Annotated in this window: 21 protein-coding genes; 10 read left to right on the plus strand and 11 right to left on the minus strand. The window is 60.4% G+C overall.

What is annotated here, in order from left to right; all coding sequences use genetic code 11:
• Positions 1 to 83 precede the first annotated feature (83 nt).
• Positions 84 to 2,159 carry an AsmA family protein gene (locus HUW52_RS04045; protein ID WP_175553029.1) on the plus strand — a complete coding sequence of 692 codons (2,076 nt, stop codon included), beginning with the start codon at positions 84 to 86 and terminating at the stop codon, positions 2,157 to 2,159.
• Positions 2,160 to 2,276: 117 nt separating this feature from the next.
• Here HUW52_RS04045 and HUW52_RS04050 read toward each other — a convergent pair whose 3' ends face one another.
• Together HUW52_RS04050 and HUW52_RS04055 are read right to left on the minus strand one after the other, a co-directional pair.
• A complete protein-coding gene (locus HUW52_RS04050; protein ID WP_016985396.1) occupies positions 2,277 to 2,810 on the minus strand; it encodes a bacterioferritin in 534 nt (177 codons plus the stop codon).
• Positions 2,811 to 2,900: 90 nt separating this feature from the next.
• Positions 2,901 to 3,848 carry a LysR substrate-binding domain-containing protein gene (locus tag HUW52_RS04055; RefSeq protein WP_371929235.1) on the minus strand — a complete coding sequence of 316 codons (948 nt, stop codon included), beginning with the start codon at positions 3,846 to 3,848 and terminating at the stop codon, positions 2,901 to 2,903.
• A gap of 91 nt (positions 3,849 to 3,939) precedes the next feature.
• On the opposite strand from HUW52_RS04055, the gene HUW52_RS04060 reads away from it, so the two are divergent.
• The 3 genes from HUW52_RS04060 to HUW52_RS04070 all read left to right on the plus strand — a co-directional run bounded on the left by HUW52_RS04060 (position 3,940) and on the right by HUW52_RS04070 (position 5,854).
• Positions 3,940 to 4,578, plus strand: a complete 639-nt coding sequence (locus HUW52_RS04060; RefSeq protein ID WP_175553031.1) for an FMN-dependent NADH-azoreductase — start codon at positions 3,940 to 3,942, stop codon at positions 4,576 to 4,578.
• Positions 4,579 to 4,884 (plus strand): multidrug efflux SMR transporter, encoded by a 306-nt coding sequence (locus tag HUW52_RS04065; RefSeq protein WP_016985399.1) that lies wholly within the window; start codon positions 4,579 to 4,581, stop codon positions 4,882 to 4,884.
• A 91-nt stretch (positions 4,885 to 4,975) separates the two neighbouring features.
• Positions 4,976 to 5,854, plus strand: coding sequence for a triacylglycerol lipase (locus tag HUW52_RS04070; RefSeq protein ID WP_175553032.1), 879 nt, complete (start codon positions 4,976 to 4,978; stop codon positions 5,852 to 5,854).
• A 129-nt stretch (positions 5,855 to 5,983) separates the two neighbouring features.
• Here the strand turns inward: HUW52_RS04070 and HUW52_RS04075 are convergent, their stop codons facing one another.
• Positions 5,984 to 6,871: a DMT family transporter gene (locus HUW52_RS04075; RefSeq protein WP_175553033.1), complete on the minus strand. Its 888-nt coding sequence runs from the start codon at positions 6,869 to 6,871 to the stop codon at positions 5,984 to 5,986.
• 96 nt (positions 6,872 to 6,967) lie between these two features.
• Here HUW52_RS04075 and HUW52_RS04080 point away from each other — a divergent pair, with 96 nt between their 5' ends.
• The 3 genes from HUW52_RS04080 (at position 6,968) to HUW52_RS04090 (ending at position 9,475) form a co-directional block, all read left to right on the plus strand.
• Positions 6,968 to 7,762, plus strand: a complete 795-nt coding sequence (locus tag HUW52_RS04080) for a helix-turn-helix transcriptional regulator (protein ID WP_016985402.1) — start codon at positions 6,968 to 6,970, stop codon at positions 7,760 to 7,762.
• A 63-nt stretch (positions 7,763 to 7,825) separates the two neighbouring features.
• Complete coding sequence (locus tag HUW52_RS04085; protein ID WP_007950613.1) at positions 7,826 to 8,131, plus strand: PsiF family protein; 306 nt, start codon at positions 7,826 to 7,828, stop codon at positions 8,129 to 8,131.
• A gap of 330 nt (positions 8,132 to 8,461) precedes the next feature.
• Entirely contained in the window at positions 8,462 to 9,475 is a 1,014-nt protein-coding gene (locus HUW52_RS04090; RefSeq protein ID WP_016984798.1) for an AI-2E family transporter, read from the plus strand.
• Positions 9,476 to 9,610: 135 nt separating this feature from the next.
• Here the strand turns inward: HUW52_RS04090 and HUW52_RS04095 are convergent, their stop codons facing one another.
• Entirely contained in the window at positions 9,611 to 10,885 is a 1,275-nt protein-coding gene (locus tag HUW52_RS04095; RefSeq protein ID WP_016984797.1) for an Hsp70 family protein, read from the minus strand.
• A gap of 292 nt (positions 10,886 to 11,177) precedes the next feature.
• On the opposite strand from HUW52_RS04095, the gene HUW52_RS04100 reads away from it, so the two are divergent.
• A complete protein-coding gene (locus tag HUW52_RS04100; protein WP_016984796.1) occupies positions 11,178 to 12,128 on the plus strand; it encodes a DnaJ C-terminal domain-containing protein in 951 nt (316 codons plus the stop codon).
• A 23-nt stretch (positions 12,129 to 12,151) separates the two neighbouring features.
• Positions 12,152 to 12,457, plus strand: coding sequence for a chaperone modulator CbpM (locus HUW52_RS04105; RefSeq protein WP_016984795.1), 306 nt, complete (start codon positions 12,152 to 12,154; stop codon positions 12,455 to 12,457).
• A gap of 123 nt (positions 12,458 to 12,580) precedes the next feature.
• Here the strand turns inward: HUW52_RS04105 and HUW52_RS04110 are convergent, their stop codons facing one another.
• Positions 12,581 to 13,708: a sensor histidine kinase KdpD gene (locus tag HUW52_RS04110; RefSeq protein ID WP_175553034.1), complete on the minus strand. Its 1,128-nt coding sequence runs from the start codon at positions 13,706 to 13,708 to the stop codon at positions 12,581 to 12,583.
• Between the two features lie 324 nt (positions 13,709 to 14,032).
• Between HUW52_RS04110 and HUW52_RS04115 the strand changes: the two genes are divergently transcribed.
• The gene (locus HUW52_RS04115; RefSeq protein WP_175553035.1) at positions 14,033 to 15,439 is read left to right on the plus strand and encodes a hypothetical protein; all 1,407 of its coding nucleotides are present in this window, start codon (positions 14,033 to 14,035) and stop codon (positions 15,437 to 15,439) included.
• A gap of 56 nt (positions 15,440 to 15,495) precedes the next feature.
• Here the strand turns inward: HUW52_RS04115 and ureC are convergent, their stop codons facing one another.
• The 6 genes from ureC to HUW52_RS04145 all read right to left on the minus strand — a co-directional run bounded on the left by ureC (position 15,496) and on the right by HUW52_RS04145 (position 20,151).
• On the minus strand, positions 15,496 to 17,196 hold the full coding sequence (gene ureC, locus HUW52_RS04120) for an urease subunit alpha (protein WP_175553036.1): 1,701 nt from the start codon (positions 17,194 to 17,196) through the stop codon (positions 15,496 to 15,498).
• A 202-nt stretch (positions 17,197 to 17,398) separates the two neighbouring features.
• Positions 17,399 to 17,704 carry an urease subunit beta gene (locus tag HUW52_RS04125; protein WP_016984791.1) on the minus strand — a complete coding sequence of 102 codons (306 nt, stop codon included), beginning with the start codon at positions 17,702 to 17,704 and terminating at the stop codon, positions 17,399 to 17,401.
• Positions 17,704 to 18,237 carry a GNAT family N-acetyltransferase gene (locus tag HUW52_RS04130; RefSeq protein ID WP_175553037.1) on the minus strand — a complete coding sequence of 178 codons (534 nt, stop codon included), beginning with the start codon at positions 18,235 to 18,237 and terminating at the stop codon, positions 17,704 to 17,706. The genes HUW52_RS04125 and HUW52_RS04130 overlap by 1 nt, the downstream gene beginning before the upstream one ends.
• 5 nt (positions 18,238 to 18,242) lie before the next feature.
• The gene (locus tag HUW52_RS04135) at positions 18,243 to 18,776 is read right to left on the minus strand and encodes a GNAT family N-acetyltransferase (protein ID WP_175553038.1); all 534 of its coding nucleotides are present in this window, start codon (positions 18,774 to 18,776) and stop codon (positions 18,243 to 18,245) included.
• A gap of 9 nt (positions 18,777 to 18,785) precedes the next feature.
• Complete coding sequence (gene ureA, locus HUW52_RS04140) at positions 18,786 to 19,088, minus strand: urease subunit gamma (protein ID WP_016984788.1); 303 nt, start codon at positions 19,086 to 19,088, stop codon at positions 18,786 to 18,788.
• Between the two features lie 223 nt (positions 19,089 to 19,311).
• Entirely contained in the window at positions 19,312 to 20,151 is an 840-nt protein-coding gene (locus tag HUW52_RS04145) for an urease accessory protein UreD (protein WP_175553039.1), read from the minus strand.
• Between the last annotated feature and the right edge of the window lie 33 nt (positions 20,152 to 20,184).

Consider the following 20,184-nt stretch of genomic DNA (forward strand, 5'->3'; position numbering starts at 1 on the left):
AGATTTCATGAGGGCCGCTTTGGCCCGCCGTTTCAGCCGTACGCCGCAGTTTGTGCGTGCGGTCGTGATCAGGAGCTTTGTGCATGACGCGCACTGGAAAAATCTTCAGCTGGACCTTCGCCATCCTCGTGCTGCTACTGGCCGTGCTGGTGTTGATCATCGTGTTCTTCGACTGGAACCGGATCAAACCGCCGCTCAACGCCAAAGTCTCGGAAGAACTGCACCGACCGTTTGCTATCAACGGCAACCTCGCGGTGATCTGGCAGCGCGAACCCGACGAGGGCGGCTGGCGTGCGTGGGTGCCGTGGCCGCATGTGGTCGCCGAGGACTTGAGCCTGGGCAACCCGGACTGGTCGAAGAAACCGCAGATGGTCACGCTCAAACGCGTTGAGCTGCGTATCTCACCGCTGGCATTGCTGGCGCAACGGGTGGTGATTCCGCGCATTGACCTGACCGAACCGAACGCCGAGTTGCAGCGCCTGGCCGATGGCCGCGCCAACTGGACGTTCAAGTTCGATCCGAAAGACCCGAACGCTGAGCCGTCGAATTGGGTCGTCGACATCGGCGCCATCGGTTTCGACAAGGGCCATGTCACCCTCGACGATCAAACGCTCAAGACCAATCTCGATGTGCTGATCGATCCGTTGGGCAAGCCGATTCCGTACAGCGACATCGTCGGTGCCAAAGCGGCGAAAACCGCGCAGGACAAGGGCGGCGCACCACAGGATTATGCGTTTGCCTTGAAGGTCAAAGGCCAGTACCACGGCCAGAACCTTACCGGCCAAGGCAAGATCGGCGGGCTGCTCGCCTTGCAGGACGCGAGCAAGCCCTTTCCATTGCAGGCGCAGGCGAAGATCGGCGACACCAGCATCGAACTCGCCGGCACGCTGACCGATCCGCTCAATCTCGGCGCCCTCGATCTGCGCTTGAAACTGGCCGGTGCCAGCCTCGGCAATCTCTATCCTTTAACCGGCGTGACTCTGCCGGACACGCCGCCGTACGCTACCGACGGCCATTTGATCGCCAAGCTGCATGACGCGGCCGGGGCGAAATTCACCTACGAGCAGTTCAACGGCAAGATCGGCAGCAGTGACATTCATGGCGACCTGACCTACGTTGCCAGCCAGCCACGGCCAAAGCTCAGCGGCGCGTTGCTCTCCAATCAACTGCTGTTCGCTGACCTCGCACCACTGATCGGCGCCGACTCCAATGACAAGCAAAAGGCCCGCGGCGGCGAGAGCAAGCAACCGGCGGACAAAGTGCTGCCGGTAGAGGAGTTCAAGACTGACCGCTGGCGCGCGATGGATGCCGACGTCGAGTTCACCGGCAAGCGCATCGTCCACAGCGAAAAACTGCCGTTCAACGACCTCTATACCCACCTGAAACTCAACGACGGCGAACTGAGCCTGGAGCCTCTGCGCTTCGGTGTGGCCGGCGGCAATCTCGATGCACAGATTCGCCTCAACGGTCGCACCGAACCGCTGGAGGGCCGCGCCAAACTGACCGCGCGCCGCTTCAAGCTCAAGGAGTTGTTCCCGACCTTTGAGCCAATGAAGACCAGTTTCGGTGAGCTCAATGGCGACGCCGATATCAGCGGGCGCGGCAACTCGGTCGCCAAGCTGCTGGGCGGTGCCAACGGCAAATTGAAGATGCTGATCAACGATGGCGCGATCAGTCGTGAGCTGATGGAACTGGCCGGGCTCAACGTCGGTAACTATGTGGTCGGCAAGATCTTTGGCGACAAGGAAGTGAAGATCAACTGCGCAGCGGCGGACTTCGACATCAAGACCGGCCTGGCAACGACGCAGCTGTTTGTCTTCGATACCGAGAACGCGATCATTTATATCGACGGCACCGCGAACATGGCCACCGAGCAACTGGATCTGACGGTGACGCCGGAATCCAAGGGCTGGCGGTTGATTTCCCTGCGCTCGCCGCTGTATGTGCGTGGCAAGTTCATCAAGCCGGATGCTGGCGTGAAGGCTGTGCCGCTGATGTTGCGCGGGGCAGGGATGGTTGCGTTGGGTGTGATTGCAGCACCAGCGGCGGGGCTGTTGGCGCTGGTGGCGCCGAGTGGTGGCGAGCCGAATCAGTGTGCGCCGTTGCTGGAGCAGATGAAGTCGGGCAAGGCGCCGGTCACCGTCAAACCGACTAAATAGTCGGTGCCCGTAAGGGCCTCTTCGCGAGCAGGCTCGCTCCCACACTCGACCGCATTCCTTCTGGTGGATGCGGTCAAATGTGGGAGCGAGCCTGCTCGCGAAAGAGGTTTGGAAGGGTTACAGGTCGTTCAGGATGTCGGCCATGTCATCGGCATGCTCTTCTTCCTGCGCCAGAATATCTTCGAAGATACGCCGGGTAGTCGGGTCTTTCTCGCCGATGTACTGGATGATCTCGCGGTAGCTGTCGATGGCGATGCGCTCGGCCACCAGGTCTTCGTAAACCATTTCTTTCAGGGTTTCCCCGGCCACGTATTGCGCGTGGGACATCTTCGACAGCATGTCGGGGTTGAACTCAGGCTCGCCGCCCAACTGCACGATGCGCTCGGCCAGACGGTCGGCGTGCTGGGCTTCCTGGGTGGCGTGTTCGAGAAACTCTTCGGCGGCCACATGGGCTTTCACGCCATTGGCCATGAAATAGTGGCGCTTGTAGCGCAGCACGCAGACCAGTTCAGTGGCCAGCGATTCATTGAGCAAGCGCAGCACCTCTTCACGGTCGGCGCTGTAGCCCTCGGTGACGGCGCCGTTCTCGACATGTTGGCGCGCACGGTCGCGCAAGGTTTGAACATCTGACAGATGCAGGTCGTCGCTCATTTCGATCTCCTGGAGGCTAATCCGATTGTCGCCGCGTTCTGCGGACGCGGTCGCTACCTAAGCTGTGAGTCATGAGCGTTGCAAAAAGTTTTATGCGATTTGCGGCGACCTTGGGACCAGTCCCGAGAGCTGCGCTTCCTCCCGCAACCAGGTGAAAAAAGCCCGCACCGGCGGATGCCGCTCGCGCCCCGGCACGCACAACGCGCTGTACCCGGCACCATCGACTTGAACCTCACCCTTGTACGGCAGCAGCAAACCACTGGCGACGTTTTCCGAGACCAGAATGTTGCTCGCCAGCACCAATCCTTGTCCGGCGATTGCTGCTTGCAAGGCGTAGTGTTCTTCATCGTATTCGCGGTTGGCTGGTTGCTGGTTCAACCAGTGTTCACTGGCCTTGGCGCACCATGCCTCCCAGCCATGGGCATACAGTTTCGAGTTGTGCCAACGCACGCTGATCAACGTCGGTGTACGCCGCGCGGCCAGCGCTACTTGCTCGGGCGAGCCGTAAACGCCGAACGATTCATCGAACAGGCACACGCCATACAGGTTCGGGTAGTCGTCGAGGCTGTAGCGCAAAACCAGATCGACACTGGCGTCCTGGTGCAGATCGATGACTTCGCAGTGGGTATCGAGGCGCACGTTGATGTTCGGATGCTGGGCATAAAATCGCCCGAGGCGCGGCACCAGCCACAGCGCGGCGAAGGCGGCGGTGGTCGATAGCGTCAGCGTGCTGGCGTTGCGCTGCGGGCGCAGGGTATCGACGCTTTGCGCCACGTCCAGCAACGCGCCGTGCAGACTCCGAAACAGGCGTTCGCCGCCCTCGGTCAGGCGCACCTGGCGCGGCAGACGTTCGAACAACGCGACGCCGAGCCAGTCTTCCAGCGAGCGGATCTGATGAGAAATGGCGGTCGGCGTGACCGACAGCTCTTCGGCGGCAGCCTTGAAGCTCAGCAATCGTGATGCCGATTCAAAGGCGCGCAGGGCGGTGAGAGGCAGCGAGGCGAACATTGAAACGCTCCACGGATGAAATGAATTCATCCAGACTGATTTTTGCTCATTTGAGGCAACGATGTGCAGCCCGCAATCTGCAGCGACACAGCAATCAAAGTCTAGCCTCAAGGAGTTTCAGATGAGCAAAATTCTTGCGATCCATGCCAGCCCTCGTGCTGACCGCTCTCACTCGCGACGCTTGGCGGAACATTTTCTCAGCGCCTGGCAGGTGCGCCATCCGCAGGCGCAAGTGAATCGCCGCGAGGTCGGGCGGGCATTGATTCCGGCGGTCAACGAAGCCTTTGTCGCTGCAGCGTTTTATCCACAGCCTGAGGCGCGTCCATTGTCGATGCAGGCCGATCTGGCATTGAGCGATCAATTGGTCGGCGAGTTGTTCGAGCATGACCTGCTGCTGATTTCCACACCGATGTACAACTTCAGTGTCCCCAGCGGCCTAAAGGCCTGGGTCGATCAGATCGTGCGTCTGGGCCTGACCTTCGATCACACGCTGGACAACGGTGTCGCCCAGTACACGCCTTTGTTGCAGGGCAAGAAAGCCTTGATCGTCACCAGTCGCGGCGGTTTTGGCTTCGGTCCGGGCGGTGAACTGGAAGCCTTGAACCACGCCGATCCATGGTTGCGCACGGCGCTGGGGTTCATCGGTATCAACGACGTCACTGTGGTCGCGGCCGAGGGCGAAGAGTCCGCCGAGCGCACTTTCGCGGTGTCGGTGGCGGAGGCCGAGCAGCGCCTGCTCGACCTAGCGCGAGTGTTTTAGGTGGCCTGGCTGTTCCTGCTGATCGCCGCCGGGTTTGAAGTAACTTTTGCCATGGGCATGAAGTACGCCGAAGGTTTCACCCGGCTCTGGCCCTCGCTGATCACGGTGATTGCGGCGGTCGGCGGGATCTACTTCCTCACGTTGGCGATGCGCGAACTGCCGGTGAGCATCGCCTACCCGATCTGGACGGCGATTGGCTCACTGGGCACTGTGTTCCTCGGTTTTGCTCTGCTGGGCGAGAGCCTGACTCTGGTCAAACTGCTTTCGGTAGGGCTGATTGTGGCGGGGGTGGTGGGCCTGAAGTAGGCTGGTCGTTGAGTTGTCATCATCAGGGAGGATGCTTGGCGGGCGTTTTGCACGCCTTGCATCCACACACCGACCACAAGGATGTTTGCCCATGTCGACGCGTTATCCACTGGTGCTGGTGCCCGGCATGCTCGGGTTTATCCGGCTGGTCCTCTATCCGTATTGGTACGGCATCATCAAGGCATTGCGCCGGAGTGGTGCGACGGTGATTGCGGTGCAGGTATCGCCGCTCAATTCCACAGAGGTGCGCGGCGAGCAGTTGCTGGCGCGGATCGATGAGATTCTGCGTGAGACCGGGGCGCAAAAGGTCAACCTGTTCGGCCACAGTCAGGGTTCGCTGACGGCGCGCTATGCGGCGGCGAAACGGCCGGATCTGGTGGCGTCGGTCACGTCGGTGGCCGGACCGAATCATGGCTCGGAACTGGCGGACTACCTGGCGAAACATTACCCGGCGGACAGTGCCAAGGGACGCCTTCTTGAAGCATTGCTGCGTTTTATCGGGTGGCTGATGGCGTTACTGGAGACCGGTTATAGCGGGCCGAAACTGCCGGTGGATATTCACGCCTCACACCAGTCGCTGACCACTGCGGGCGTGGCGCTGTTCAATCAGCGTTATCCACAGGGCTTGCCTGACACCTGGGGCGGGCACGGGCCGGAAGAGGTCAATGGCGTACGTTATTACTCATGGTCGGGAACGTTGCAGCCGGGCAAGACTGATCGCGGCGGGAATTTGTTTGATGGGACCAATCGCAGCTGTCGCTTGTTTGCGAAAACCTTCGTGCGTGAGCCGGGGCAGTGCGATGGGATGGTCGGGCGCTACAGCTCGCATCTGGGTACGGTGATTGGTGACGACTATCCGCTGGATCACTTCGATATCGTCAATCAGTCACTGGGGCTGGTCGGCAAGGGTGCGGATCCGGTGCGACTGTTTGTCGAGCATGCGGCGCGGCTTGAGGCTGCCGGGGTTTAACAGTCAGACCGCGTTATCGTTCTTCGCGAGCAAGCTCGCTCCCACATTCGAATGCATTCCAACAGAAGGAATGCGGTCACCTGTGGGAGCGAGCTTGTCTCCGGGCGGCGTTCCGACGAAGAGGCCGGATCAGGCAATGCTGATCCGGCGGCCCAACACGGTGGTCCAACGCTCGGACAGAATCACCCCGCCCAACGTCAACAACCCGCCCACCAGGTGATACATCGCCAGTTGTTCCTTCAACACCACCGCCGCAATCAGCGCAGTAATCAACGGCAGCAGATTGAAAAACAACGTCGTGCGGCTCGGCCCCAGACGCTGCACCGCCTGCATCCACGCCAGCGGCGCAAGCATCGACGCCAGCAGACACGCATACAGCACCAGCGGAATGTTCTGCAGGGTCAGCCCGGTCTTCGGCGAAGCGGCATACAGTGGAAACAACACGACAATCGCCACCAGCACCTGCAAATACAGCAACACCAGCGGCGGCAGGCGCAGCTGCCATTTTTTCAGCAAAGTGCTGTAGATCGCATAGGCCAGAGTGGCGATCAACATCATCGCATCACCCATATTCACGCCGTGCTGCAGCAACGCGCCGAGGCTGCCGGACGAGACCACCACCAGCACACCGGCAAACGACAACACGGCACCGACCAACGCGCCGGCGGTCAGGCGCTGACCAAGGCTGATGATCGCCATGGCCAGCGACATCAACGGCATCAGCGACAGGATGATGCCCATGTTGGTCGCCGTGGTCAGAGTCGCAGCGAAGTAGGCGAGGCTCTGATACACCGCCATGCCGAGTACGCCGAGAATGAAAATCTTGCCCAGGTTCGGGCGGATCTGCGGCCAGTGCGCGATCACCGCCTTGAGCATGAACGGGGTGAACAGCAAACCGGCGAGCAGCCAGCGATAGAAACCGATCTCGGCGGGAAAAATTGCCCCGACCGCCAGTTTGTTGATCACGGTATTGCCGGCCCAGATAAAAATCGCCAGCAGCGGAAACGCGTATTGCATGAGTCGAAACCAGTACGTTGATGAAGGGCAATTATCCCTTGTCTGGATGCAAGCCTATACTGCGAACCGGACAACCTGCCTCTGAAACCGGACAGCATGAACAGCAAACACATCGATCTGCTGGATTTCAGCGAACTGCCATCGGCGGTGTACTTCCGCTACGCCGACTTCAACGCCCATGAATACGCTGCGCCGCATCGCCATCCGTGGGGCACGCTGGAATACGCGGCGCACGGCGTGCTGCACATGGACGTCGATGGCAGTCGCTTCATGTCGCCGCCGCAGTACGCGGTGTGGGTGCCGCCGCAGGTCGAGCACAGTTTCTACAGCCATCAACCGGTCAACTATCGTGCGGTGTGCCTTGACCCCAAGGTCTGTGCCGAACTGCCGAAACGCGCCTGCACCCTGGCGATCAGCGACATTCTCAAGGCGATTCTCAAAGACTTCGCCGCCCGCGACGTGAAGATTCCCGAACTCGATGCCGACCAGCGTCTGGCGCAAGTGTTGGTCGATCAACTGCAACAGGCCCCGGTGCATGAGTGTTATCTGCCCTACGCGAGTAGCCCGGGGTTGTTGGCGATCCTCGAAACCTTGCAGGCCGAGCCGGGCAACAATCAGCCGCTGGCGCATTGGGCGCTGCAAGTGCATGTCAGCGAACGCACGCTGGCCCGGCAATTCGTTCGTGAGCTGGGGATGAGTTTCGGCGAGTGGCGCCAGCGTCTGCGCTATCTCGCCGCGATCGAGGCGCTGGAAACATCGCGCAGCGTGCAGGAAATCGCCTTCGATCTCGGTTACAGCAGCGGTTCGGCATTCATCGCCATGTTCGCCCGGCAGGCGGGGTGTACGCCGGAGCAGTATCGCCGTAGCCACCTGGAAGGCAGGAAGGTGTAACAAGATTTGGCTACACTCCAGCAGAGGCCGCCCCCCTCGGTGCGGCGACAAGGAGAAAACTCCATGAAGATGTTGCGTGTGCCGTTGTTGATGATTGGTTTGCTCCTGTGTTCCCAAGGTTTCGCCGCTACGGCGCAACAGAACAAGATGACCACCTGCAATGCCGATGCGACCGCCAAGAGTCTGAAAGGCGATGAGCGCAAAACCTTCATGAGCACCTGCCTCAAGGCAGCGCCAGCAGCCAACGACGCCAAGGCCCTGACCCCGCAGCAGGAAAAAATGAAAACCTGCAACGCCGACGCGAAAACCAAAGCCCTGACCGGCGATGCGCGCAAGACGTTCATGAGTGATTGTCTGAAGAAAAAATAACCCGGTTCTGTGGGGGGACTGGGTCGAGGCGTTCGCTTGAGATTTGCCCTCACCCTAACCCTCTCCCAGAGGGAGAGGGGACAGACCGCGGTGTTTTCAGATATCCATCGACCTGAACTATCCGGCCGATTCTGAATTCAATACAGCACTGGCAGGTCACCGGATTTCTTCGCCATTCCTTGATCGATCCCCTCTCCCTCCGGGAGAGGGCTAGGGTGAGGGCTGGATCTCAAGCCGTGCAGCAAAACCCGAAACACCGCATATACCTAGTGCTCCCCCGGGAACGCTGGCAGACTGCCAATCCTTTTACGCCGTTCGTTTTGAGGCTGTATGCCAACGTTTTCTGAGCGTCATGTAGTGTTCTGGGTCAGTTGCATCATCATTTTCGGCGGTTTGCTGCTGGTGCTGCCGCTGCGCTTGTTGCCCAGTCTGTTGGCCGGGTTGTTGGTCTATGAGCTGGTCAACATGCTCACTCCGCAACTGCAACGGCTGATCGAAGGCCGCCGCGCGCGTTGGCTGGCGGTGGCCTTGCTCGGCACGCTGGTGGTGAGTGTGCTGGCGCTGATCTTCGCCGGCGCGATCAGTTTTCTCCTGCACGAAGCAGAAAACCCCGGCGCTTCCCTCGATAAATTCATGGGCGTGGTCGACCGCGCGCGTGGGCAATTGCCGCCGTTCATCGACGCCTACCTGCCGGCCAGTGCTGCGGAATTTCGCGTGGCGATCGGCGAGTGGATGAGCAAGCACTTGTCCGACTTGCAACTGGTCGGCAAGGACGCGGCGCACATGTTCGTGACGCTGCTGATCGGCATGGTGCTGGGCGCGATCATCGCCTTGCAGCGCATCCCCGACGTGACCAAACGCAAACCGTTGGCCGCCGCGCTGTTCGACCGTTTGCACCTGCTGGTGCAGGCGTTTCGCAACATCGTGTTCGCGCAGATCAAGATTTCCCTGCTCAACACCTTCTTCACCGGGATCTTCCTCGCGGTGATCCTGCCGATGTTCGGTATCAAGCTGCCGCTGACCAAAACCCTGATCGTGCTGACTTTCCTGCTCGGCCTGCTGCCAGTGATCGGCAACCTGATGTCGAACACGCTGATCACCATCGTCGGCCTGTCGCTGTCGATCTGGGTGGCATTGGCGGCGCTGGGTTATCTGATTTTTATCCACAAGCTCGAGTACTTCCTCAACGCGCGGATTGTCGGCGGGCAGATCAGTGCCAAGTCGTGGGAGTTGCTGCTGGCGATGCTGGTGTTCGAGGCCGCGTTCGGCCTGCCGGGGGTGGTGGCGGGGCCGATTTATTATGCGTACCTGAAGAGTGAGTTGAAGCTGGGCGGGATGGTCTAACCGATGGATCTGTGTTGCCTGATCTGGCGCTTTCGCGAGCAAGCTCGCTCCCACACTGGATTGCATTTCAACTGAAGAAATGCGGTCAAATGTGAGAGCGAGCTTGCTCGCGAAAGGCGCGACGCCGATTTCAGATCAGTCCATGGCGCCATAGCGTTTCATGGCTTCAATCGCCAAACCGCTGCCAATGCTGCCGAAGATGTTGCCTTCAACATGCCGCGCATTCGGCAACATCGCCGAGACGCTGTTGCGCAGCGCCGGAATCCCGCTCGAACCACCGGTGAAGAACACGGTATCGACCTGATCCACCGCCACACCGGCATCGTTCAACAGCTGCGTAACACTGCCGCGCACCCGCTCCAGCAGCGCATCAATTGCCGATTCAAACAGCGCTCGCGTCAGTTCCACACTCAACCCGGCCTCGATCCGGTCCAGCGGCACATGGCGGCTGTCGGTGTGGGTCAGTTGAATTTTGGTTTCTTCGACTTCCATCGCCAGCCAGTGGCCGGCACGCTGTTCGATCAGCTTGAACAGGCGATCAATGCCGCCGGTGTCTTCGATGTCGTAGCGCATGCTGCCCAGGGCCAGGCTGGATTTCTGCGAGTACACCGAGTTGATGGTGTGCCAGGTCGCCAGGTTCATGTGGTGGCTGGTCGGCATGTAGGCACCGCTCTTCATCCGGCTGCCGTAGCCGAACAGCGGCATCAGGCCTTGCAGGCTCAACTGTTTGTCGAAGTCGGTCCCGCCGATGTGCACGCCGCCAGTGGCGAGGATGTCATCGTGACGGTTATCGAAACCGCGACGCTCCGGCGACAGGCGCACCAGCGAGAAGTCGGAGGTACCACCGCCGATGTCGACGATCAGCACCAGCTCTTCTTTCTCGATGGTCGACTCGTAGTCGAAAGCGGCAGCGATTGGCTCGTACTGGAACGAGACCTCTTTGAAGCCGATCTTCTTCGCCACATCGACCAAGGTGTCTTCGGCTTCCTGGTCAGCCAGCGGATCGTCATCGACGAAGAACACCGGGCGGCCGAGCACCACTTGTTCGAATTCTCGACCGGCGGCGGTCTCCGCACGGCTCTTCAGCTGGCCGATGAACAGGCCGAGCAAGTCCTTGAACGGCATTGCCGTGCCGAGCACGCTGGTGTCGTGCTTGATCAGCTTGGAACCGAGCAGGCTCTTCAGCGAGCGCATCAGTCGGCCTTCGTAGCCTTCCAGGTACTCGTGCAGCGCCAGACGACCGTACACCGGGCGGCGTTCCTCGATGTTGAAGAAGACCACCGACGGCAGGGTGATCTTGTCGTCTTCCAGCGCGATCATCGTTTCCATGCCGGGGCGCAGCCAGCCGACGGTGGAGTTGGACGTGCCGAAGTCGATGCCGCAGGCACGGGCTGGAGAGGCGTCTTTCATGTCTTTCGGTTCCGGTCAAAAAAACGGCCGCGCAGTGTATGTCAGTGCGCGCCAGATTCGAAGGCCGGTCATCAGCTATTTCGCGACTAGACTGGGTTGAAAGTGCGGACTTTGCCCCAAACTTGCTGGCATGGGCCGGCAGAACCACCGGCGGTCGCAAGAACCGCCGTCCACTGCCGATAAACTTCTGCTGCGCCACCCGGTCACAACCTTGAGATCGGTCAACCCGGCACGCGCGAATCGGCGCATGCTGGCATCGGCGCGAAATCGATAACGGATGGTGATTCCTTCAATGGACTTCAAAGACTATTACAAGATACTCGGCGTGGAGCCGACAGCAGACGACAAGGCAATCAAGGCCGCCTATCGCAAGCTGGCGCGCAAATACCACCCCGATGTCAGCAAGGAAAAAGACGCCGAGGCCAAGTTCAAGGACGCCTCGGAAGCCTATGAAGCGCTGAAAAGCGCCGACAAACGCGCCGAATACGACGAGCTGCGCCGTTATGGCCAGCACGGTCAACCGTTCCAGGGGCCACCGGGCTGGCAGAGCCGTGGCGGCTTTGGCGGCGGCGGTGGCGACACCGGTGACTTCTCGGACTTCTTCAGTTCGATCTTCGGCAATCGCGGCCCCGGTTTCGGTGGCGGCGAAGGCCGGCAACAACGCAGTGCTGGGCGCCGAGGGCAAGACGTGGAAATGGAACTGCCGATCTTCCTCGAGGAGACGCTGGCGAACGAGTCGAAGAAAGTCACCTTCCAGGTGCCGCAATACAACGCCAACGGCCAGCACGTCAGCAACACCAGCAAGAGCCTGAACGTGAAGATCCCGGCGGGCGTGACCGACGGCGAGCGCATCCGCCTCAAAGGCCAGGGCGCACCGGGCATCGGTGGCGGGGCGAATGGCGATCTGTACCTGACCATTCGTTTTGCGCCGCATCCGAAATTCGATGTCGAAGGTGAAAACCTCATCATCACCTTGCCGCTGGCCCCTTGGGAGCTGGCGCTGGGAGCGGAAGTGGCGGTGCCGACCCTGACCGGCAAAATCAATCTCAAAGTGCCGGCCGGCAGTCAGAACGGTCAGCGCATGCGCGCCAAAGGTCATGGCTTGAAAAACAAGGCCGGCGAGCGCGGTTACCTGTTCGTGCAACTCAAAGCCGTGATGCCGAAAGCGTCCGACGATGAGGTCAAGGCACTGTGGCAGGAGCTGGCGAAGAAAGCCGCGTTCAACCCGCGCGAGAACTTCTGAATCCGACGACGGAGTAGCCCATCATGAGCAGCCCCCTGATCGTTCAACTGGACTTGGCAGAATTCTGTGAGGCGGCCGATTTGTCGGACGTCTACGTGATCGAAATCGTCGAACACGGCATCCTCGAACCTCAGGGCGCGCAGCCCCGGGAATGGCGCTTCACCGATTACGAACTGGCCCTGGCCAAACGCGCCGCCAAGTTGCGGCGCGATCTGGAGCTGGAATGGGAAGGTGTCGCCCTGGCGCTGGATCTGCTCGAAGAAGTCCGCGAATTGCGCGCCGAAAACCGCATGTTGCGGCAACGGTTGGGGCGGTTGGTAGTTGAGTAGATAGCCTGATGTTTTCCGGTTGGTTGATCGGGCCTCTTCGCGAGCAGGCTCGTTCCCACAGGAATACGCATTCCAATGTGGGAGCGAGCTTGCTCGCGAAGAACGATAACGCGGTATCGCTGACTACACCCTCTTGGGCAAGACCACGCTGAACCGTGTGCCGTCAGCCTCATTCGAGCTGACTTCAATCGTCCCGCCATGGGCGTTGACCACTTCCCTGACGATAAACAATCCCAACCCCAGGCTGGTCGAAGGCTGCCCCGGTTCTTCATCGGCGCTGCGCACCAACGGGTCGAAAATAGTCCCCAGCGCCTCCTCCGGAATCGGTGTGCCGAAGTTGTGCACCGACAGGCACACCGCGTCCGCTTCCTCCTGCAACGTCAACGTCACCTGCTGTGTATTCGAGCCATGCTGCAACGCATTGCCGATCAGGTTCTGCAGCAATTGATCGATACGCCCCGCGTCCCACACACCTCGCGTATCGCCGTGCATGTGCAGCACCGGCGAGCATTGCGGGTTGCCGGCGCAGGCTTCGGCAATCGCCGCCTGCGCCGCCTCGGCCAGATCCATCGGGGCCGGCTCGATTGGCAGGCTTTTACCGAGACGACTGCGCACCAGCTCCAGCAAATCACTGATCATTGCCGCCATGTGCCGGACGCTGCGTTTGATGCTGTGAGCGCACATCAGCGCTTCGCCCTCGAGCGTGGATTTGCGCAGCAACAGGTCGTTGGACATGCCCACCGCCTGCAACGGTGCGCGCAAGTCATGGCCGAGTATCGCCAGGAATATATCCCGTGAACGGTTGACCTGTTCAGCGTAGGCCGCCGTCGACTCGGCGAGCGCTTCATCAATGGCTTCATTGAAGCGGATCATGTCCTGAAAGCAGGCCATGTCCGGTGATTCAAGACTGTCGACCCAGCGCCGAATCACACAGGCACGCAAGTGACGAAATTCCGAGGTCATCTGTACCAGGTCAAAACCGACAGTGTGGCGCAGCTCGCCATGACTGGCGCCGGCCTGATCCAGACTCGGGGTCATTTCCGGGCCTTCACCCTTGGCTTTGGCGGCTTGCTCCTGGGCAGTCTGTGGTTTGTTCATGTCTCGTGCGGCGGCCAGCAAGATAGCTTTGGCGTGGTCACGCAGTGCAGTGGCGTCCAGATAATCGGCAGCGGGGGTAATGGTGGCTGCAAATTCCTCCCAGTCATCGACGATACAGTCCACGTGCTGCCTGATGAATTCGGATAGACGCATGGCCGGTTCCTTTCTGGAGAGTCTCGCGATACTAGTCTCTTTGCCCGACGGTAAAAACTACCGTTCAGGGGTGTGTCTTACAGACTGGATGGCGAGTTCGTTGCTACTGATTTTCCTGCTTGTGAAATTCGCTACTCAGTAAGCCCGGTACGCGGCTATTAACAATATTCCGGTTTTTAATTTCTTTTGCCAACTGCATAGTCTGGTCGGGCCTGTGGTGGAGAAACGGAACTCTCCCTTCAGGGCACCAGGCAAAAAGTTACAGATTCAGGTTTCGGATAAGCAAAAGGGCAATGTCGCCCTTAACGTTCAAGGATGAAAACCATGCCGCTAAAGCCGCCTTCCAAGGGTGCCGTCACCAGTGATGTGCACACACGCCCGACAACCACGCCCGATGGGCATACGTCGCCTGCGCAAACGCCGCCACGTACCGATTTCGGCCCTGCCACCGCCATGCCCTCGCGATCATCTTCTGCGCCGGGCGGATCAGCGCTGACTCTTGACGCGGATGCCCCATCGTCCACGCCCACGGTTGCAGTGCGACAGACTCCATCCTCCTCAAGCACGGCGACCAAGGCGGATCAACGGCCGTGGGCGGATTATCTGAGCAACGCCCCGATCCGGCTTCTGCGGCCGGCCGAGGCGCCGGGGCTGTGGACATTGAAGGGCCGTCGGTATGCCGAAGTACCTGACGGCGTGGTACAGGTGGGGGAGGATCCTCTAACGGGACAATTACGGGCCAAGCTGGCCAGTCAACTGAATCCCAAAGGCCCCGTGCTCGTTTGGGATCCCGACGTGGATCTCTGGCATCCGCTGGAGGAATCCGGGTCGCCGATCCTGCGCTCCAACCGCCGCAAGAGTTCTGTGGAAACACCGCTGTCCGACGACGAGTTCGAGATGGCTCTGGAGTTCTTGCCGGACCGGTCGCAAACCGTGGATGACGTGTTTGAAATGGCCTCCGAATCGATGCCGATCCAGCCGTATACCGCGCAGGAACTCAGCTTCATGAGGCAAGAGGTACGCTATACATCGTTGAGTAATCAACGAGGCTCCTACAATCGCGCCAACAACGGCAAGTACCCGCTCAGGGACAGTCTCGGCAGGCCCGTGCGTATCCGCACATTGCAGAACAAAGTTACTTTTGACTCGGGAGAAACCTACACCTCAGAGCAAATCAAGCCGTATATAAAGTTTGAAGGTTATGAAACGGTTGCCAGACTCTATGAGGAAAAGCTGCAACTGCGCCAATTTACCGAAGCAGACGTGAGGGTGCCGGGTGAACGAGCGCTGATCGGTCAGTCGATGGTGGTGGCGAACAGACGGATCGCCAAAGGTGAGGTCGTCGGCGTTTATGGTGGGACCATTCGATCAGGGCGGTTCCTGCTCCCCGCCGAGCAAGTGTTTTCGATGACCATTGGCATGGATGTGGTCCTCAGGTCAGGTCAACTCGGCCCTGGTCCGATCGCCGTCGTGGGAGACAACATCATTTCCAGGCTCAATACCCACTTTATTTATGACGATACCGGCAAACCCCTGCGGCAAGCGCCGGACGGCTACAACATCAACCTGATAGGGTTTAAGGTCGAGGCTGATCTGCCGAACAGTGACGGTGTCACCCGCAAGACTTACTTGTTGAACAGCGCATTTGCGCTTGAAGACATTCCTGCCGGCACCGAACTGCGCTGGAACTATAACTACAGTGACGAAGACATCGGCCTGCTTTTCTCATGACGAGAAGCTGTTCGGCGCAATACGGGCAGCAGTGCCCGTATTGGTAAACGTCGCCGTTAGAACAGAAAATACCGTTGCGCCATCGGCAACACATCAGCCGGCTCACACCAGAGCAGCACACCGTCCGCCTTGACCTGGTACGTCTGTGGATCAACATCGATGTCCGGCAGATAGTCGTTGTGGATCAGGTCGGTTTTCTGCACGTCACGGCAACCTTTGACCACGGCGATTTTCTTCTTCAGCCCTAACGTTTCGGGTAACCCGGCTGCCTGCGCCGCCTGGCTGATGAAGGTCAGGCTGGTGGCGTGCAGCGAGCCGCCGTAACTGGCGAACATCGGGCGGTAGTGCACCGGTTGCGGTGTCGGGATCGAGGCGTTGGCATCACCCATCAGGCTCGCGGCAATCGCGCCGCCCTTGAGAATCAGCGTCGGTTTCACGCCAAAGAAAGCCGGGCGCCACAGCACCAGATCCGCCCATTTCCCCACTTCCACCGAACCGACTTCATGGCTGATGCCGTGGGTAATCGCCGGGTTGATGGTGTACTTGGCGATGTAGCGTTTGGCGCGGAAATTGTCGTTGCCTTCGCCGTCCTGCGGCAGCGGGCCGCGCTGTTTTTTCATCTTGTCGGCGGTCTGCCAGGTGCGCGTGATGACTTCACCGACACGGCCCATGGCCTGGCTGTCGGAGCTGATCATCGAGAACGCGCCGAGGTCATGCAGAATGTCTTCGGCGGCAATCGTTTCGCGGCGGATACGGCTTTCGGCAAATGCGACGTCTTCGGCGATGCTCGGGTCGAGGTGGTGGCAGACCATCAGCATGTCGAGGTGTTCGTCGATGGTGTTGCGGGTGAACGGCCGGGTCGGGTTGGTCGAGCTCGGCAATACGTTAGGGAAACCGCAAGCCTTGATGATGTCCGGCGCGTGACCACCGCCGGCACCTTCGGTGTGATAGGTGTGAATGGTGCGGCCCTTGAACGCGCCGAGGGTGGTTTCGACGAAACCGGATTCGTTGAGGGTGTCGGTGTGGATCGCCACCTGCACGTCGAACTGGTCGGCGACGCTCAGGCAGTTATCGATGCTCGCCGGCGTGGTGCCCCAGTCTTCGTGCAGTTTCAGGCCGATCGCGCCAGCCTTGACCTGTTCGATCAGCGGCTCCGGCAGGCTGGCGTTGCCTTTGCCGGTGAGACCGATGTTCATCGGGAACGCGTCAGCGGCCTGGAGCATCCGCGCCAAGTGCCACGGGCCCGAAGTGCACGTCGTGGCGTTGGTGCCTGTGGCAGGTCCCGTGCCGCCGCCGATCATCGTGGTGACGCCGCTCATCAACGCTTCTTCGATCTGTTGCGGGCAGATGAAGTGGATGTGCGTGTCGATGCCGCCGGCGGTGAGGATCATGCCCTCGCCGGCGATCACTTCGGTGCCGGCGCCGATGGCGATGGTCACGTTCGGCTGCACATCCGGGTTGCCGGCCTTGCCGATCGCGGCGATGCGCCCGTCCTTGAGACCGACGTCGGCTTTGACGATGCCCCAGTGGTCGATGATCAGCGCGTTGGTGATCAGCGTGTCGACGACTTCGGCGGCCAGCAGCTGGCTCTGGCCTTGGCCGTCACGGATGACTTTGCCGCCACCGAATTTCACTTCTTCGCCGTAGGTGGTGAAGTCTTGTTCGACTTCGATCCACAGTTCGGTGTCGGCCAGGCGCACCTTGTCGCCGACGGTGGGGCCGAACATGTCGGCGTAGGCTTGTCTGGAGATTTTCATGCAGCGTCCTTCAGGAAAATAGTGGTGAGCCATTGACCCTCACCCTAGCCCTCTCCCAGAGGGAGAGGGGACTGTACGCGGTGGGCCGGCTATCGGTGATCGACTCCGCAGAGGAGACAGTTCACGGTGGAGCGGCTATCGGTGATCGACTCCCTCTCCCTCGGGAGAGGGCTGGGGTGAGGGGCAGCGGTGCACGCAGATGTCAGAGGTCACCCATTATTCGTCCGGCAAACCCGAACACCCGCCGATGCCCGGCATAATCCACAAGCTCAACCTCACGGCTCTGCCCCGGCTCAAAGCGCACGGCGGTGCCCGCCGGTATATTCAGGCGCATGCCACGGCTCGCGGCGCGATCAAAAGTCAGCGCATCGTTGGTTTCAAAAAAGTGATAGTGCGAGCCGACCTGAATCGGCCGGTCGCCGCTGTTGGCGACTTTCAGGCTGACGGTGCGGCGGCCGACGTTGAGTTCGATGTCGCCGGGCTGGATCTGGTACTCGCCAGGAATCATCACTGGGCTCCTTGCAGGATCTTGTAATAGAGGGCGGTCGGGCGATAGGTGCCGTGCGGGTCGCAGGCGTAATCGGGAATCTGACCCGCGCGGGTGTAACCCAGCGCCTTGTAGAAATCTTCGGCGGGGGAGCCAGCCTCGGTGTCGAGGTAGAGCATGCCGCGCTTGTGTTTGGGCGCTTCGAGTTCCAGCGCACTCATCAATTGCTGACCGAGGCCGCGACGCCGTGCGTGTTCGCGCACCAGCAGTTTCTGCACTTCGGCGCGATTGAGGCCGTTGGCTTTCTGGCACAGACCCAGTTGCACACTGGCCAGCACCTGCTCGTCCTTGACCACCACCCAGAGCAGCACGCAGCCCTTGTTGACGTTGTCCTGCACCTCATCGAAATACGCGCGCGCCTGCGCAGCGTCGAGGTCGGCCATGAAGCCGACGCTGGCGCCGTAACCCACGGCGTCCAGCAGCAGGTCGATCAGGCCCTGACGGTAATGCGCAAAACTTTCAGCATTGACGCGGCGCAGTTGGGCGGCGTTCATCGGTATCACTCCTTGTTGGCGTCAGGCGGCTCCGCGCCAGGGTTGAGGGTCAATTGCATGAAGGTCAGGTCGAGCCAGCGGCCGAACTTGGTGCCGACTTGCGGCATCTGCCCGGTGATGCTGAAACCGGCGCGCTCGTGCAGGCGAATCGAGGCGGCGTTGCCGCTTTCAATGGCGGCGACCATCACGTGTTTGCCGCAGGTCCTGGCGCGTTCGATCAGTGCGCTCATCAGTTGCGGGCCGAGGCCATTGCCGCGCTGGTCGCTGCGCACGTAGACCGAGTGTTCGACGGTGTGACGGAAGCCGTCGAACGGCCGCCAGTCACCGAATGAAGCGTAGCCGAGCACAGTGTTGTCGCTGTCGACGATCACCAGAATAGGATAAGCCTGGGCCTGACGCGCGCTGAACCACGCCTGACGGTTGCCGAGGTCGACGGCTTGTTCATTCCAGATCGCCGTGGTGTTGAGCACGGCGTCGTTGTAGATGTCGCGGATCGCCGGCAGATCGGCATGAATGGCATCGCGAATGGAGTAAGTCATGGCGCGGCCTCAGACGATCGGTTGGTGGACGGTGACCAGTTTGGTGCCGTCGGGGAACGTCGCTTCGACTTGGATTTCCGGGATCATTTCCGCGATGCCTTCCATCACTTGCTCGCGGCTGAGCAGGGTGGTGCCGAAGTGCATCAACTCGGCTACGGTCTGACCGTCACGTGCGCCTTCAAGCAGTGCGGCGGAGATGTAGGCCATGGCTTCCGGGTAGTTGAGCTTCACGCCGCGCGCCAATCGCCGCTCGGCGACGAGGCCGGCGGTGAAGATCAGCAGCTTGTCTTTTTCGCGTGGGGTCAGGTCCATTGTGGGGTTCCGTCAGGGCAGATTTGTGAGGTTCTTGCGGGCGCGGGGTGACAGTTGGAGCACCCCCTCACCCTAGCCCTCTCCCGAGGGAGAGGGGACTGATCCCGGTTGTTTTCAATGACCGGTTCAGTCAGCGGTATTTGTTCAGGCAATCAAATTCATTTCAAACGACTCGGTCAGGCTCCCTCTCCCTCCGGGAGAGGGCGGGGGGTGAGGGGCTTTTTCAGGTACTCCATATTCTGGGAGATACCGCATCGCGGCCCAGCAGCAGCGGCCGCAGCAAACGCCATAAATCAATCAGCCAGGCGCGGGCGAGCAGTGCTTCAGACGCCAGACAACGGGCGACCAAAAGGCCGGGCAACTGGGTCAAATCCCCGCGCAAGTCATGACCCAGCGAACGACAACGCTCCAGCAACTCAGCATCAATTTCACCGGTCACCAACAACGTCGCAAACACCGGATGACCATCCAGCCCGATCGGTGAATCAAGCAAACCGTCATCACCGACGATGCGCTGGCGCTCATGCCAGAGCAATCGACCATCGCGGCGAATATCCAGGTGCGCCTGAAAATGCCCACGGTCAAAACGCTCGCCACTGGCCGGGCGACCCAGCGCCACCACGTCCCAGTAGAACAGCCGCGCATCACCTTCAAGATCAATCGAAGTTGTCAGCTCAGCCTGGGCCGCGCTGTAGACGATGGTCTCCTGCGGCAGCCATTCCAGCGTCGCTCCGGCCGCTACTTTCAAGTCGAGCTGCTGATAAGCCGGCCCACCGGCGCGATACCACTTGGCCGCACCTGGGCTGGTGATCTGCGCCCAGGCGTGTTGCTCGACGCGAGCGCTGATGTCCAGTCGATCACCGCCGGCAATCCCGCCCGGTGGATGGACGATGATGTGCTGGCAAACCTCGGGGCCTTCGGCATACAGGTGCTTTTGCACCCGTAGCGGGCCGAGGTGGCGGCGCATGACCGGGCGTGTGCAGTCGCCGAAACGGGCGTAAGCGAGTTCCAGCTCGGCGTGCCAGCTCGGGGTAAACAGGGCAGGTGCAACAGTCGAATTCATGGTTTGTAATTATCGTTAGGAAGCTACAGATTA

Source organism: Pseudomonas sp. 43A, from assembly GCF_013363935.1.
GTDB lineage: Bacteria > Pseudomonadota > Gammaproteobacteria > Pseudomonadales > Pseudomonadaceae > Aquipseudomonas > Aquipseudomonas crudilactis.